Genomic DNA, 14,821 nt, shown 5'->3' with positions numbered 1-14,821 from the left:
ACCGTATCTCGCGGCGGGTCGGGCCCGTCCGTCGCCGTCAGAACGCGTACCGGATGCGCAGCCAGGGTGCGTGGGAGGCCACCAGGGCCCGGACCCGCGCCACCGCGTCCGCCTTCACGCCCATCCGGTAACGCACGTTCGGTGCGCCGTTCTCCGAGCGCTTGGCCTCCTGGACGTCCGGCCGCCACAGCACCTCCTCGGCGCGCGGGTGCCAGCCCAGGTTGACCTCGTGCAGCTCCCGGTTGTGCGTCAGCATGATCACCTCGGCGGCGGCCTGTCGTTTGACCCGGTCCGGCAGGACGTCGTCGAGCTGCCGCAACAGCTCGCCCCAGGCCGCCTCCCAGCCCGGCCGCACGACGACGGGCGACAGGTTGAAGTGGACCTCGTACCCGGCGTCCAGGAAGTCGGCCGCCGCCGCGACGCGCTCGGCGACCGGGGAGGTGCGTACGTCCAGCAGCCGGGAGTCCTCCGGCGGCATCAGGGAGAAGCGGATCCGGGTGCGGCCGCGCGGGTCGAGGGCGAGCAGGTCGGGGTTGACGAACTTGGTGGCGAAGGACGCCTTCGCCGTCGGCCACTGCCGGAAGGCGTGTACCAGGTCGGCGGTGTTGTCGCAGATCAGTGCGTCCACCGAGCAGTCGCCGTTCTCGCCGACGTCGTACACCCAGGCCTCGGGGTCGCACTGGTTCGGCTCGCGCTTGGGTCCCTGCCGGGCGATGTGGCGGCCGAGGTGGGCGATGATCCGGTCGATGTTGGTGAAGACGGTGACGGGGTTGGCGTAGCCCTTGCGGCGGGGCACGTAGCAGTAGGCGCAGGCCATCGCGCAGCCGTTGGAGGCGCCGGGGGCGATCCAGTCCGCGGACCGTCCGTTGGGGCGGGTGGTCAGCGTCTTCCTTTCACCCAGGACCAGCGTCTCGCCCTTGACCCGCACCCAGCGCTCCACGTTGCCCTCGTTGCCGTGCAGGCCGGGGATGCGCCAGTGGGAGTCCACCTCGACGACGCGGGCGTCGGGGAAGCGGGCGAGGACCTGCCGGCCGCGAGGGGACGCGGCCGCCGCCGGTTCGGCGTGGATCTCCCGGACCGGAAGCAGCCGGCGGGCGGCGGCGGAGTCCCGCAAGAGCGGACCGGCGGGCGCGGCGGCCGGCGGACCGGGGGTCAGGGCGTCGAGGCCGAACAGGGTGCCGGAGCCGTCGTCCGGGGCGCTGGACGGGTTGTGCATGGGGACTCCGGGGAGCGAGGGTGCGGTGGGGTCCCGGCGGCGGTCGGCCGGTCCCCGTCCCTCCACTGTACGGAGCGTGCGCGAGAGCCGGCCGTGTCACGCCGCCCGTCGGGGGCATACGCGTGACACGGCACCGGACCGGTGCCCCCGATCCGAAGGGATGTACACCGTGCTCGCCATCATCGCGGCGGTTCTGTTCCTCATCGCCTGGCTGATCAACGCGGCGGAGATCTCGACCAACGACATCTTCACCGCCACCAACGTCATGCTCGTCGGCCTCGCCCTGCTGGCCCTGCACGTCGCCGGGATCGGCAGCGGCCGGCCGGCGCGACGGCGCAGCCGCTGAGCCGCCGCCCCCGCGCCCCCGGCCTGCGGCCTTCGCGTCAGGGGATGCGCGCCACGCCCGCGTAGATGCCGCTCTCCTCGGGCGCGGGCGGTTCCTGACCCTCGCCGTACCACTCGGTGGTCGTGACCAGACCGGGCGGCAGCAGCTCCAGCCCGTCGAAGAAGCGCGCCACCTCTGCCCGGGTGCGGAAGCCGAGCTCGATGCCGCCCTTGGCGTACTGGGCGATCACGTGCTCCGCCGTCTCGGGGAAGAGGTCGATCGCGGCGTGCGAGAGGACCAGGTGACTGCCCGGTGGCAGCGTTTCGACGAGTCCGCGCACGATGCCGTGGGCGTCCTGCCGGTCCGTGATGAAGTGCATCAGGGCGATCAGCGACAGGGCGATCGGCCGGTCGAAGTCCAGGACCTCGCGGGCGTGCCGCACGATCTCGTCCGGCTCGCGCACATCCGCCTGGATGTAGTCGGTGGCCCCCTCGGGGCTGCTGACCAGGAGTGCCTGAGCGTGCCGCAGCACGATCGGGTCGTTGTCGGCGTAGACGACCTTGGCCGCGGGCACCGTCCGCTGGACGATCTGGTGCAGGTTGGGCTCGGTCGGAATGCCCGTGCCGATGTCCAGGAACTGGTCGACGCCCCGGGCGGCGAGGTGCGCCACCGCGCGGTGCATGAACGCACGGTTCTGCCGCGCCGCGTCCCGCGCCTCGGGCGGCAGCGTCTCGCCCACCGCCTCGTCGACGGGGTAGTTGTCCTTTCCGCCCAGCAGCCAGTCGTAGACCCGCGCCGGGTGGGCCCGGCCGGTGTCGATCCGGGGGTACTGGGAATGGTCCGTCGTCATGGCAGGCTCCGTGGTCCGAGAGGTGACGCTCCGCCGCGATCGTGGATCATCGTACTGCCCCGCGGTCCGTGCCATGTGCCAGGTGTGCGACGGGAGTTGGCGAGCACCGTGTGTCGGTCAGCCGACGGCCCGGCGCGCGGTGCACGGCGGACGGTAGGCCCATTCCCGGTCGGCGTCGGTGATCTCGCGGATCACCCGTGCCGGGGACCCGGCGACCACCACCATGGGCGGCACGTGCGCCGTGACGACGCTGCCCGCACCGACCACCGAGCCCCGCCCGACGGTGACCCCGGGCATGATCTGCGCGCCCGACCCGATCCACACGTCGTCCTCGATGCGCACCGGCGCCGAGAACTGGGCGCCGTCCCGGCGCAGGCCCGGGTGGACGGGGTGCCCGGTGGTGCTGACGGTCACGTGCGGCGCGAACATCACCCGGTCGCCGACGAAGACCTCGACGTCGTCGACGAGGGTCAGCCCGAAGTTGGCGTACACGTCGTCGCCCAGGTGCACACGGCTGCCGTAGGCCACGTGCAGCGGCGGCTCGATCCAGACGCCTGTGCCCACCGAGCCGAGCAGCTCCTTCAGAAGCGCCCGGCGGCCCTCCTCGTCGCGGGCGCCGGTCCGGTTGTAGGCGTCGGCCAGCTCCTTGCCCCGCGTTCGCTCCTCGGCCAGCCCCTCCAGTCCGGGCGCGCCGTCGGCGTAGAGCTCGTGCGCCGCCATCCTGCGGCGTACGTCGAGTTCCCGTGGGTCGGTGGTCATGCCGCCTCCTTCGGTCGGTACGGGCCGGGGGCCGGCCCGGTCCGCACGGCGGCGGCCGCGCGGACCGGGCGTGAGCGGTGGGCAGAGACTCAGTCGCCGGACACGTCGGTCACCGTCCAGCGCTGGTTCGCCCCTGAGTTGGGCGGTCAGGTGGTGAGGAGGCGTCTGCTGCGGGTACGGCGTGCCATCGTGTGCTCCCAACTGGTAGGTGTGGTCGCTGCGGTGGCCCCTGCCGCCCGGTTCCGGGCAGGAGGGGACGGCCCGGAGCGGGTGTGTGCCGATCGCTCCGGGGAGAAGGGCGGGTGGTACCGGACGCGCGCTCAGTCGGTGGGCGTGCGCACGACGGCGACGCCCCGGCCCGCGAGGACGACGGCGCCCTCGTCGCCCGTGCCGCCCGCCAGGACCTCTCCGGCGAGCCCGGGGACGGTGACCGGCTCGTCGGTCCGGTTGACCAGGAACAGGAACCGGCCGCCCGGGCCGCGGCGCACGGTGGCCTCCACCCGGCCGCGCACCTCGGCGGGCAGCTCGCTCGTCACGCCGGCCGGCTCCAGCAGCCGCGGCAGCAGCGCCGCCAGCCCCTCGGGGCCGAGCCGGGTGGAGACGTAGGCGGCCGATCCGCCGCCCGCCGGGCGCCGGGTGACGGCCGGGCGGCCCGCGTGGGTGCCGGTGCGGTAGTGGGCCAGGACCTCGGTCTCCGGCGCGGTCACCGTGATCTGGTCGGTCCACAGGCTGCCGGTTCCCGCGCCGTCCAGCTCCACCGTCCCCCCGGCGGGCAGCGGACCGAACTCCTCGACGCGGATGCCGAGCAGGTCCCGCAGGGCGCCCGGGTAACCGCCCAGCCACACGTGGTCGTTCTCGTCCACGATGCCGGAGAAGTACGTGGTGACCAGGTGCCCGCCCTGCTCGGCGTACCGGGTGAGGTCCTTGGCCAGCTCGGCCGGGACCAGGTGCAGCACCGGGGCGATCACCACCCGGTGGCGGCTCAGGTCGGCGCCGGTGGGGACCACGTCGGCGCGGATGCCGAGGGAGAGCAGTGCCGAGTACCAGTCCAGCGCCTCCCGGTGGTAGTCGAGCAGCGAGGTGGGGTGCGAGTCCTGCTCGCTCGCCCACCAGGACTCCCAGTCGAAGAGGATGCCGACCTCGGCGGGCTCCCGCTCGCTCCCGGCGACCGGCGCCAGCGCCTTCAGCGTCTCGCCGAGCGCACAGACCGCCCGGAACAGGTCGCTGTCGGCGCCGGCGTGCGGGACCATCGCCGAGTGGTACTTCTCGGCGCCCGCCGCCGACTGGCGCCACTGGAAGAAGCAGACCGCGTCGGCGCCGTGCGCCACGTGAGTCAGCGAGTCCCGGGCAAGCTCGCCGGGCCGCTTGGCCAGGTTGACCGGCTGCCAGTTCACCGCGCTGGTGGAGTGCTCCATCAGGAACCAGGGCCGGCCGCCCGCGATGCCGCTGGTGAGGTTGGCCGAGAAGGACAGCTCGTCACGGTCCCGGGGGCCCGGCACGACGTAGTGGTCGTTGGCGACGAAGTCCACCTCCGCCGCCCAGTCCGCGTAGTTCATGCCCCTGGTGCCCGGCATCACCATGAAGTTGGTGGTCACGGGGACGTCGGGCGTCAGCTCCCGCAGCACCTCGCGCTCCGCCCGCAGGTGGTCCTTGAGGGCGTCGGACGAGAAGCGTTTGAAGTCCAGCTGCTGGGTCGGGTTCGGGTGGGAGGCGGCCAGCCGCGGCGGCAGGATCTGCTCCCAGTCGCTGTAGCGCTGGGACCAGAACGCCGTGCCCCAGGCGTCGTTGAGGGCGTCCAGGGTGGCGTACCGCCCGCGCAGCCAGTCACGGAAGGCGCGGGCCGCGTCGTCGGAGTAGTCGTAGGCGTTGTGGCAGCCCAGTTCGTTGTTGACGTGCCAGGCGACCAGGGCCGGGTGGCCGGCGTAGCGCGCCGCCAGCTCGCGGACCAGGCGCAGGGCGTGCTGGCGGAAGACCGGTGAGGTCGGGCGCCAGTGCTGGCGCGCGCCCGGCCACAGGGTCTCCCCCCGGTCGGTGACGGGGAGGATCTCCGGGTGCGCGGCGGTCAGCCACGGCGGCGGGGACGCGGTGGCGGTGGCCAGGTCGACGCCGACGCCGTTCTCGTGCAGCAGGTCCATGACGTCGTCGAGCCAGCCGAAGTCCCAGGCGTCCGGGCCCGGCTGGATGCGGGCCCAGGAGAAGATGCCCACGGACACCACGTTGACGCCGGCCTCGCGCATCAGCGCTACGTCCTCCTCCCACACCTCCCGGGGCCACTGCTCGGGGTTGTAGTCGGCGCCGTAGGCGAGACGGGGGACGGGCGCGCCGTCCGTTTCGCGGTGGAGACGGGACAGGAGGGTGGAGATCATGCGGTCCAGGTCCTTCCGGTTGTGGCGTCGGCAGTTCTCGACTGCTCCTCGGCCGGCTCTCGGCTACTTCTCGACGGTGAAGCCCTGCTCGGTGCCGTACTCGACCGACGCCTCCTGCCAGGACTCCAGGCCCTCGGCCAGCGTGGTGTCCGAGACGTAGGCCTGGCCGACGGTGTCGTTGAAGATCGAGTTGGCGTACACCTGGTAGGGCAGGTACGACCAGTCGTCGGCGACGTTCGCGGCCGACTCGGCGAAGACCTTGTTGGCCTGCTGGCCGCCGAAGTAGGAGAACGCGGTCTCCTGGAACTCCTTGGACTCCAGGTCCGCGGTGGTCGCCGGGAAGGCGCCGTTCGCCAGGCGGGTCCTCACGCCCTCCCCGGCGTTGGCGTACTCGACGAAGGCGTAGGCCAGCGCCTCGTCGCCGCCCAGTTCCGGAAGGGCCAGGGCGCTGCCGCCGTTCTCCGCGCTCGCCGCGGCGCCCGCCGTCCACTGCGGCAGCGGGGCGACGCGCCAGTCGCCGGCGGCGTCCTTCACGCCCGAGGCCAGGTTGGCGGGCATCCAGGCGCCCATGGCCAGGGTCGCGATGGTGCCGTCGCCGAGGCCCTTGTACCAGTCGTCGGTCCAGCTGGTGACCGGGGCGAGCAGCTTCTCGTCGATGAGCTGCTGCCAGGTGTCGGTGAACGTCTTCGCGCCCTGGTCCGAGAAGTCGATCCGCACCTCGGTGCCGTTCACCGTGTACGGGCGCGAACCGGCCTGCCAGAGCATGCTGGTGGCGAACCCGGCGTCGCCGGTGTCGGCGGTGATGTACGCCTTCGGGTCCGCCTTGCGCAGCTCGCGGGCGGCGTCCAGGTACTCGGCCCAGGTGGTGGGCACCTCGATGCCGTGCTCGTCGAAGACCTTCTTGTTGTAGAACAGCGCCATCGGGCCCGAGTCCATCGGCAGGGCGTAGACGCCGTCACCGCCGGCCTTCACACCGTTCCACGGGCCGGGGGAGAACGTGTCGGAGAGCTTGTCGGCGCCGAAGCCCTTGAGGTCGGTGAGCTGCTTCGTCAGCGCGTACTGGCCCATCGCGTAGTACTCGATCTGCGCGACGTCCGGGACGCCCTTCTTCGCCGATATCGCGTTCTGCAACGCGGTGTACTGGTCGGCGTTGGTGCCCGCGTTGACGAGGTCGACCTCTACGCCGGGGTGCTTCTTCTCGAAGTCCGCGGCCACCTGTTCCAGCGTGGGCTCCCACGCCCAGACCGTGATGGTGCCGCCCTTCTCCAGGGCAGCCCGGATGTCCTCCTGGGAGACGGCCTTCCGGCTGGAGTCCCCGTCGTCGGAGCCGCAGGCGCTCACCCCCAGGGCGAGGGCGCAGACGAGGCCGATGCCGCGCAGCAGGCGGCGCGAGTGCTTGTGCATGGGCGAGCTTCCACTTCTTCGTGGGCCGGGACCGGCACCTTGAGGGTTGGCGGGGCGGGGGAGGGCAGGGGAGCGGCTACTCCTTGACGCTTCCGGCGGCGAGTCCGGACCGCCAGTACCGCTGGAGCAGCAGGAACGCGGCGATCAGCGGCAGGATGGTGACGAGCGACCCGGTGACGACCAGGTTGAAGACGGCCTCGCCGCCCGCGGTCGCGGCCTGGGCGTTCCAGCTGTTCAGGCCGAGGGTCAGCGGATACCAGTCGGGGTCCTTGAGCATGACCAGCGGCAGGAAGTAGTTGTTCCAGGTGGCGACCATGGTGAAGAGCAGGACGGTGACGATGCCCGGCGCCAGCAGCGGCAGGGCGACCCGGAAGAAGGTGCGCACCTCGCCGGCGCCGTCGATGCGGGCGGCCTCCATCAGCTCGGTCGGGATGGCCTCGCTCGCGAACACCCACATCAGATACAGGCCGAACGGCGAGATCAGGGACGGGACGATCACCGCCCAAGGGGTGTTGGTGAGCCCCATCTTGCTGAACATCAGGAAGGTCGGCACCGCCAGCGCCGTACCCGGCACCGCCACCGCGCCGATGACCACGGCGAACACGGCCCGCCGGCCCGGGAAGTCGAACTTGGCCAGCGCGTAACCGCCGAGCACGGCGAGGAAGGTGGCCCCGCCCGCCCCCAGACCCACGTACAGCAGGGTGTTGAGCAGCCAGCGGGTGAAGACGCCGTCGTCGTAGGTGAACGTCTGGCCGATGTTCTCCCACAGCGCGAAGTCGCCGTCGAACCAGAGGCCGAAGGAACGGGACAGCCCCTCCTGCGTCTTGGTGGCGCTGACCGCCAGCCAGATCAGCGGCACCAGGCTGTAGAGCAGCACCAGTGAGGTGAGCAGGGTCAGCCAGACGCTGCGCCGCGGCTTGTCGGCGGAGTGCCGGCGCCGGGGCGTGCGCAGCCGGGGCGGGGGCGAGCCCGGCGTGCCGGCGGCCTTGGCGGCGCCGCGGTCGGAGACGGTGACGACGGGACTGGTCATCGCTGCTCACACTCCCTTGCGCATGCCGCGCAGCTGGACGACGTAGGCGATGACCATGGTGATCAGCCCCATGACGATGGCGACCGTCGCGGAGTAGTTGTGCTGCTGTCCGTTGAAGGACAGCGAGTACGTGTAGAAGTTCGGCGTGTAGTCGGTCGTGATGGCGTTGGGCGCGAGCGGCTGCAGGATGCTGGGCTCGTTGAAGAGCTGGAAGCTGCCGATGATCGAGAAGATCGTCGCGATCACCAGGGCACCGCGGATGGCGGGCAGCTTGATCGCGGTGATCACGCGGATCTGCCCCGCGCCGTCGATCTGCGCGGCCTCGTACAGGGAGTGCGGGATCACGCGCAGCGCCGAGTAGAAGATCAGCATGTTGTAGCCGACGAACTCCCAGGTCACGATGTTGCCGATGGAGGCCAGCACCAGGTCGGGGGAGAGCGGGTCGGGCAGCGAGACGCCGAAGGCGCCGTTGATGTCCCCGACCAGACCGAAGCGGGTGCCGTACATGAAGCCCCACATCAGGGTGGCCACCACGGCCGGCACGGCGTACGGCAGGAAGATCGAGATGCGGAAGAAGTCCCGGCCGTACAGGCGTCCGCTGTCCAGTGCCAGGGCCACCAGCAGCGCGATGCCGAGCATGACCGGCACCTGGACGGCCAGGAAGAGCGAGACCCGGCCGAGCGCGGCCCAGAACCGGTCGTCCCGCAGCGCCTGCGCGTAGTTGTCCAGGCCGACGAAGGTGGTGCCGCCGATCAGCTGGTCACGGAAGAGGCTGAGGTAGACGGAGTACGCGATCGGCGCGAGGAACACCAGGGCGAACACGGCCACGAAGGGCCCCAGGAAGCCCCACCCCGTCCAGGAGCGGCGGCTCCGCCTCGCCCGGGGTGGGGCCGGCCGCGGTGCGGCGGCGGCCGATGGTTGCGGCGTCGTCATGTCGTTCCTCGCTCGTCCAGGTCCGGGAGCCTCGGGCAGCCTGTGTGGCGTCAGTATGTTTGCGTAAACATCGCGCAGCGCGTAGAGCGGTCCGGTGGCCGACCGGGGTTGGTATGTTTACGTAAACATTCGGTGGCGGCATGTCTACACTGCCCCGAGGAGGACGGTCAAGGGTCCTTTCGGGAACCGGACTCGGACGGCTGCGGAGAGGTGGCGGACGGCAAGTGGACACGGCTGAGGGGCTCGCGGACCCGCGGCAGGCGGGCGCGCGGCGCCGGCGCGGCGGCCGGGCGCCCACCGCGTCCATGGCGGACGTGGCGCGGCTGGCGGGGGTCTCCTCGCAGACCGTCTCCCGCGTCTCCAACGGCTACGCCGGGGTGACCGAGGAGACCCGGCGGCAGGTGCTGGCGGCCATGAAGGAGCTGGGCTACCGGCCCAACAGCGCGGCCCGCGCGCTCAAGCGCGGCGAGTTCCGCACCATCGGCGTCATCACCTTCTCGCTGGCCACCACCGGCAACGTGCGCACCCTGGAGGCCATCGCCACCTCCGCGGCGAGCGAGGGGTACGCGGTGACCCTGCTGCCGGTCGCCGTCCCCACCCAGGACGAGGTGCGGGGCGCCTTCTCCCGGCTGGAGGAGCTCGCGGTCGACGCGGTCATCGTCATCATGGAGGTGCACCTGCTGGACGCGGCGACGCTCCAGCTGCCGCCCCACGTCCAGGTCGTCGTGGTCGACTCCGACGCCGGCGACCACTACACGGTCGTCGACACCGACCAGGCCGGCGGCACCCGCGCCGCCGTGCGCCACCTGCTGGACCTCGGGCACGACACCGTGTGGCACCTCGGCGGACCCGAGGGCTCCTTCGCCGCCCAGCGCCGCACGGACGCCTGGCGGCACACGCTCGCCGAGGCCGGCCGCACCCCGCCGCCCCTGGTGCGGGGTGACTGGTCGGCTCGGTCCGGCTACCGGGCCGGCCTCGAACTCGCCGCCCGCGAGGAGTGCACGGCCGTCTTCGCGGCCAACGACCAGATGGCCCTCGGCCTGCTGCGCGCCCTGCACGAGCGAGGGCGGCGCGTCCCCGAGGACGTCAGCGTCATCGGCTTCGACGACATCGCCGAGGCCGGTTCCTTCCTGCCGCCGCTGACCACCGTCCACCAGGACTTCGCCGAGGTGGGGCGGCTGTGCGTCGAGGCCGTGCTGCGCAAGATGCGCCAGGACGGCCCGGAGCGGGGCACGACGCTGGTGCCCACCCGGCTGGTGACCCGGGCGAGCACCGCACCGCCGCCGCGGTAGCGGCCCGGGCGCGGGCCGGCCCTCGGCAGTCCGCGCCGCAGACACGCGCAGGTCCGCCGGCAGCCGGGACACGTGCGTCCGCGAGATGGCGACGGCGTCCGCCGCCTGCCGCTGGGTCGGACAGTCGCCGAAGTACAGCTTCGGAATGGCCCGCTCCCCGGCCGGCAGCTCGGCGACCAGCGACCTGCGCGCCGGCAGCTGCGTGACCAGTTCGAGCCCCGGGTCGTCACCGCCGATGGTCTGCGCGAGGGCGAGCCCCTGCCGGTGCCGCGCGCCTCGTCCACGGACGGCGGGTTGCCCGCCCGGTCCGCCCGGTCCGCCCGGTCCGCCCGGTCCGCCCGGTCCGCCCGCAGGGCGAGCGGCACCTCCCGCTCGTCGATGCCGGCGGGCTGCCGGAGGCCGCGGACCGCCCCTGCGTCGGTGCGCCCGGCCCGGCGCGTCTCCTCCTGCGCGAGCCGCACCCGGCGGTACTTGCCCCGCGGCCGCCGCGGCACGCGCACCTGCCGGGTGGAAGGTGGGTTCGTCGCCGAACGGGTGAGTACCGCCCGGTTTACGAGCGGCCGGGGAAGGCAACTCCACAAGCCGACCGTCGTCCCCCCACGTCCCGGGAGAGCCTCATGACCCAAGTCGCCGACTATGTGCTCCAGCGCCTGTCCGAGTGGGGCGTGCAGCGTGTGTACGGCTATCCGGGTGACGGCATCAACGGTCTGCTCGGCGCCTTCGACCGGGCCGACGGCGACCCGGAGTTCATCCAGGCCCGGCACGAGGAGATGTCCGCGTTCATGGCCTGCGCCCACGCGAAGTTCACCGGCGAGGTGGGCTGCTGCGTCGCCACCTCCGGCCCGGGTGCCGTACACCTGCTCAACGGCCTCTACGACGCCAAGCTCGACCACCAGCCCGTGGTCGCCGTGGTCGGCCAGCAGAAGCGGCTCTCGCTGGGCACCCACTATCAGCAGGAGATCGCCCTCGACCAGCTGTTCGCGGACGTGTCCGAGTTCTGCCAGATGGTCGTGCACCCGGGCCAGGCCCGGCACGTGATCGACCGCGCCTTCAAGACCGCGCTGACCACCCGGGGCGTCGCCACGATCATCATCCCCAACGACGTGCAGGAGGAGGACGCCATGCCCTCCCCGCCCAGGGAGCACGGGTCCGTCTTCTCCAGCGTCGGCTGGAGCCGCCCCCGGGTCCTGCCCGACCACGACGAGCTGCGCAAGGCCGCCGACGTCCTCAACGCGGGCGACAAGGTCGCCATGCTGGTCGGCCAGGGCGCCGCCAACGCCGAGGCCGAGGTCATGGAGGTGGCCGAACTGCTCGGCGCCGGCGTCGCCAAGGCACTGCTCGGCCGCGAGGTCCTGCCCGACGACCTGCCCTACGTCACCGGACCCATCGGCCTGCTGGGCAGCAAGGCCAGCGACAAGATGATCCAGGGCTGCGACACCCTGCTGATGGTCGGCAGCAGCTTCCCGTACTCGGAGTGGCTGCCCGAGGAGGGGCAGGCCCGGGGCGTCGAGATCGACATCGACGGACGCATGATCGGCATCCGCTACCCCATGGACGCCCACCTCGTCGGCGACTCCAAGGAGACCCTGCGCGCCCTGATCCCACTGCTCCAGCGCAAGAAGGACCGAGGCTGGCGGGAGAAGATCGAGAAGGACGTGCGGGAGTGGCACGACCTCGCCGACCGCTGGGCCGGCGAGCACTTCGGCAAGACCATCAACCCGCAGGCCGTCGCCGCCGAACTCTCCTCCCGGCTGCCCGACGACGCCATCCTCACGGCCGACTCCGGCTCGGGCACCAACTGGTGGGCCCGGCACCTCAAGCTCCGCGACGGCATGCGCGCCTCGCTGTCCGGCACCCTGGCGACGATGGGCCCGGGCACTCCGTACGCCATCGCGGCGCGGTTCGCCTACCCCGACCGGCCGGTGATCGCCTTCGTCGGTGACGGCGCGTTCCAGATGAACGGCATGAACGAGATGATCACCGTCAAGCGGTACCTGGACCGCCTGTCCGGCCCGGCCCCGCTGATCTTCTGCGTCTTCAACAATCAGGACCTCAACCAGGTCACCTGGGAGCAGCGCGCCATGGCCGGCGACCCCAAGTACCCCGGCTCGCAGGACATCCCCGACGTCCCCTACGCCGCCTACGCCGAACTCCTCGGCCTCAAGGGCATCGTCTGCTCCGACCCCAAGAAGGTCGGCGACGCGTGGGACGAGGCACTGTCCGCCGGCCGGCCCGTGGTCCTGGAGTTCAAGGTCGACGCGGAGATCGCGCCGATCCCGCCGCACATCATGAAGGAGCAGGGCAAGAAGGCCGTCAAGGCCGCGCTGCACGACCCGGAGGCCACCGGGATCGCCGCCAAGGGCGTACGCCAGAAGCTCACCGAGTACGCCGAGCACCTGCCGGGAAGGGGCAAGAAGTGAGCGGCGGCCCACAGGACCGCGGCGGCGGGCCGCGCCGCCGGGCGGGCGACACCGGCGTCGTGGTCGTCACCGGGGCGAGCGGCGGTGTCGGCCGGGCCACCGCACGGGCCTTCGGCGCCCGTGGCCGTGCGGTAGCCCTGCTCGCGCGCGGCGAGCACGGTCTCGAGCGGGCGGCCGAGGAGGTCCGGGAGGCGGGCGGGCGCGCGCTGCCGCTGGTGGTGGACGTCTCCGACGCCGAAGCGGTGGACGCGGCGGCCGACCGGATCGAGGCGGAGCTGGGCCCGATCGACGTGTGGGTGAACGCCGCCTTCTCGACCGTCTTCGCGCCCGTGGCGGAGATCAAGCCCGAGGAACTGCGGCGGGCCACCGAGGTCACCTACTTCGGCTTCGTCCACGGCACCCAGGCCGCCCTGCGCCGCATGACCCCGCGCGACCGCGGCACCATCGTCCAGGTCGGCTCCGCCCTGGCCCGGCGCAGCGTCCCGCTCCAGGCGGTGTACTGCGGGGCCAAGCACGCCATCGAGGGATTCACCGAGTCCCTGCGCTGCGAGCTGCTGCACGACCGCAGCGGGGTGCGGGTGACCATGGTGCAGATGCCCGGGCTGAACACGCCCCAGTTCAGCTGGGTCCTCACCCGGCTGCCCCGGCACCCGCGCCCGGTGGCCCCCGTCTACCAGCCCGAGGTCGCGGCCGAGGCGGTCCTGTACGCCGCGGACCATGCCGAGCGGCGCGAGTACTGGGTCGGCGGCTCGACCGTCGCCACCCTGCTGGGCCAGAAGCTCGCCCCGGGACTCCTGGACCGCTACCTGGCCCGCACCGGCTACGACGGGCAGCAGACCGACGAGCCCGTCGACCCGTCCCGGCCGGTCAACCTGTGGAAGCCGCCGGACGACACCGCCCCCGCCGACTACGGCGCCCACGGTGCCTTCGACGACGAGGCCCACCCGCGCAGCGTCCAGTTCTGGCTCTCCCGCCACCGCCGCCCGCTCGCCCTGGCCGCCGCGGTGACCGGAACGGCCGCCGCCGCGCTCGCCGACGGGATGCGCCGACGCTCCCGCCACGGTGCGGTGGAGGCGTCACTGCGCCGGACCGCGCGCGCCGCCCGAAGGGCGTGGACGTAGGCCCGTCCGGGAGTACGCCGGGTCGTCGCGGGCACCAGGCCGCCCGGCTTCCGTGACCCGGTCCCGCCAGGGTGGAACGCGGCGGACTCGGCCGTGTTCGGGCCGGGCCGGTGCGCCTGGCCCGGTCTTTGGGCGCCGGTCGGTGCTGTGCCTGGGGGGAGGGGTGATTGTCAGGTGTGCGGGGGCGGCTGGCCGTGTGCGGGGATGGCCCCGCCTGAGGGCGGGGTGCTGCGGGGTCGGACGTGTTCGCGTCGGGCCGGGCGCTTGGCCGGGCGTCCGGGCATGTGTTCGGGTGCCCGAGTGTGCGGGCGCGGTAGGCGGCGCGTGCGGGCGCCGGGCCGGGCGCCGGGCCGGGCGACGGTGCCGGTCCGGCAGGACGACGGTCCGGTTCGTGCCGTCTCCGCCGGGCGGCGGCCCGGCGTGCCGTCCCGGTCCGGTCAGTCCGGTTTGCCCGCCGGTGCCGGCCGGGCAGGCCCGCCCCGCTCCCGTCGGTCCGCGACTCAGGCGGCCGGTGCGGCCGTCCGATGGTCGAGTATCTCCTTCGTCACCGCGTCGACCAGGTAGGTCTGCGCGTGGTCCCGGCGCACGGTGGTCACCTCCACGGACCACACCGTGCGATCCCGCCGGTCCTTCTCCAGGCGGATGCCGGACACCTTGCCGAAGTCCGGGCTCTTCACCTGCTCGACCGCCACCTCGGGCAGCACCTCGGCCGAGTCGGCCAGCGCGGCGACCCGTTCCTTGTCTGCGGCCGTCTGCCCGCCCGGCACGGAGGAGCCCAGCAGCCGCCCGTGCACGGCCCCGACGCGGACCACGTGAACGGTTCCGTCCCGGCCGGCCACCCGGGTGTACCAGACGGGTTCCGGCTCGGTGGCCCCGCGCAGGGCCAGCGAGAGCAGCCGGCTGCCGGAGACCTCGTCGAGCGCCTCGCGCACGGCACGGTCGTAGGGCGCCTCGACCTGTGGCAGCACCTCCGGGCGCGGCGAGGGCGGTGGGCCCTCGCAGCCGGCGCCGGTGACCAGCAGGACGCACGCCGCCACGGACGCGGAGACCCACGGGACGCGGGCGCGACGCCGGGTGCCGGTGCACATCAGGAGGCGGACCATGG

At 72.8% G+C, this 14,821-nt stretch carries 12 protein-coding genes; 4 read left to right on the top strand and 8 right to left on the bottom strand.

Features of this window, described 5'->3' with window-relative positions; genetic code table 11:
• Positions 1 to 37: 37 nt before the first annotated feature.
• Entirely contained in the window at positions 38 to 1,216 is a 1,179-nt protein-coding gene (locus tag M6G08_RS27985; protein WP_272589894.1) for a spore photoproduct lyase family protein, read from the bottom strand.
• Between the two features lie 160 nt (positions 1,217 to 1,376).
• Between M6G08_RS27985 and M6G08_RS27980 the strand changes: the two genes are divergently transcribed.
• Positions 1,377 to 1,562, top strand: coding sequence for a hypothetical protein (locus M6G08_RS27980; RefSeq protein WP_073730229.1), 186 nt, complete (start codon positions 1,377 to 1,379; stop codon positions 1,560 to 1,562).
• Between the two features lie 37 nt (positions 1,563 to 1,599).
• Here the strand turns inward: M6G08_RS27980 and M6G08_RS27975 are convergent, their stop codons facing one another.
• From M6G08_RS27975 to M6G08_RS27950, 6 genes are all read right to left on the bottom strand, one after another.
• Positions 1,600 to 2,391: an SAM-dependent methyltransferase gene (locus tag M6G08_RS27975; protein WP_272589893.1), complete on the bottom strand. Its 792-nt coding sequence runs from the start codon at positions 2,389 to 2,391 to the stop codon at positions 1,600 to 1,602.
• 117 nt (positions 2,392 to 2,508) lie between these two features.
• Complete coding sequence (locus M6G08_RS27970; RefSeq protein WP_272589892.1) at positions 2,509 to 3,150, bottom strand: sugar O-acetyltransferase; 642 nt, start codon at positions 3,148 to 3,150, stop codon at positions 2,509 to 2,511.
• A gap of 320 nt (positions 3,151 to 3,470) precedes the next feature.
• A complete protein-coding gene (locus M6G08_RS27965) occupies positions 3,471 to 5,516 on the bottom strand; it encodes a beta-galactosidase (protein ID WP_272589891.1) in 2,046 nt (681 codons plus the stop codon).
• A gap of 63 nt (positions 5,517 to 5,579) precedes the next feature.
• Complete coding sequence (locus M6G08_RS27960) at positions 5,580 to 6,920, bottom strand: ABC transporter substrate-binding protein (RefSeq protein ID WP_272589890.1); 1,341 nt, start codon at positions 6,918 to 6,920, stop codon at positions 5,580 to 5,582.
• Positions 6,921 to 6,996: 76 nt separating this feature from the next.
• Positions 6,997 to 7,950: a carbohydrate ABC transporter permease gene (locus tag M6G08_RS27955; protein WP_272589889.1), complete on the bottom strand. Its 954-nt coding sequence runs from the start codon at positions 7,948 to 7,950 to the stop codon at positions 6,997 to 6,999.
• Positions 7,951 to 7,956: 6 nt separating this feature from the next.
• Positions 7,957 to 8,883 (bottom strand): carbohydrate ABC transporter permease, encoded by a 927-nt coding sequence (locus M6G08_RS27950; protein ID WP_272589888.1) that lies wholly within the window; start codon positions 8,881 to 8,883, stop codon positions 7,957 to 7,959.
• A 305-nt stretch (positions 8,884 to 9,188) separates the two neighbouring features.
• Here M6G08_RS27950 and M6G08_RS27945 point away from each other — a divergent pair, with 305 nt between their 5' ends.
• The 3 genes from M6G08_RS27945 (at position 9,189) to M6G08_RS27935 (ending at position 13,716) form a co-directional block, all read left to right on the top strand.
• Positions 9,189 to 10,175, top strand: a complete 987-nt coding sequence (locus tag M6G08_RS27945; RefSeq protein WP_272591453.1) for a LacI family DNA-binding transcriptional regulator — start codon at positions 9,189 to 9,191, stop codon at positions 10,173 to 10,175.
• A gap of 617 nt (positions 10,176 to 10,792) precedes the next feature.
• On the top strand, positions 10,793 to 12,595 hold the full coding sequence (locus M6G08_RS27940) for a thiamine pyrophosphate-requiring protein (protein ID WP_272589887.1): 1,803 nt from the start codon (positions 10,793 to 10,795) through the stop codon (positions 12,593 to 12,595).
• Entirely contained in the window at positions 12,592 to 13,716 is a 1,125-nt protein-coding gene (locus M6G08_RS27935) for an SDR family oxidoreductase (RefSeq protein ID WP_272589886.1), read from the top strand. Before M6G08_RS27940 ends, M6G08_RS27935 begins: the two co-directional genes overlap by 4 nt.
• A 500-nt stretch (positions 13,717 to 14,216) precedes the next feature.
• Here M6G08_RS27935 and M6G08_RS27930 read toward each other — a convergent pair whose 3' ends face one another.
• Positions 14,217 to 14,819, bottom strand: a complete 603-nt coding sequence (locus M6G08_RS27930) for a PepSY domain-containing protein (protein ID WP_272589885.1) — start codon at positions 14,817 to 14,819, stop codon at positions 14,217 to 14,219.
• Positions 14,820 to 14,821 lie beyond the last annotated feature (2 nt).

Source organism: Streptomyces sp. M92 (assembly GCF_028473745.1).
Lineage (GTDB): Bacteria > Actinomycetota > Actinomycetes > Streptomycetales > Streptomycetaceae > Streptomyces.
Note: the sequence above shows the minus strand (reverse complement) of the source record. Positions and strands in the feature narration are given on the sequence as shown.

Coding starts and splice junctions, on each gene's coding strand:
- M6G08_RS27985 (WP_272589894.1), bottom strand. CDS start 1,216: ATGCACAACCCGTCCAGCGCCCCGGACGACGGCTCCGGCACCCTGTTC.
- M6G08_RS27980 (WP_073730229.1), top strand. CDS start 1,377: ATGTACACCGTGCTCGCCATCATCGCGGCGGTTCTGTTCCTCATCGCC.
- M6G08_RS27975 (WP_272589893.1), bottom strand. CDS start 2,391: ATGACGACGGACCATTCCCAGTACCCCCGGATCGACACCGGCCGGGCC.
- M6G08_RS27970 (WP_272589892.1), bottom strand. CDS start 3,150: ATGACCACCGACCCACGGGAACTCGACGTACGCCGCAGGATGGCGGCG.
- M6G08_RS27965 (WP_272589891.1), bottom strand. CDS start 5,516: ATGATCTCCACCCTCCTGTCCCGTCTCCACCGCGAAACGGACGGCGCG.
- M6G08_RS27960 (WP_272589890.1), bottom strand. CDS start 6,920: ATGCACAAGCACTCGCGCCGCCTGCTGCGCGGCATCGGCCTCGTCTGC.
- M6G08_RS27955 (WP_272589889.1), bottom strand. CDS start 7,950: ATGACCAGTCCCGTCGTCACCGTCTCCGACCGCGGCGCCGCCAAGGCC.
- M6G08_RS27950 (WP_272589888.1), bottom strand. CDS start 8,883: ATGACGACGCCGCAACCATCGGCCGCCGCCGCACCGCGGCCGGCCCCA.
- M6G08_RS27945 (WP_272591453.1), top strand. CDS start 9,189: ATGGCGGACGTGGCGCGGCTGGCGGGGGTCTCCTCGCAGACCGTCTCC.
- M6G08_RS27940 (WP_272589887.1), top strand. CDS start 10,793: ATGACCCAAGTCGCCGACTATGTGCTCCAGCGCCTGTCCGAGTGGGGC.
- M6G08_RS27930 (WP_272589885.1), bottom strand. CDS start 14,819: ATGGTCCGCCTCCTGATGTGCACCGGCACCCGGCGTCGCGCCCGCGTC.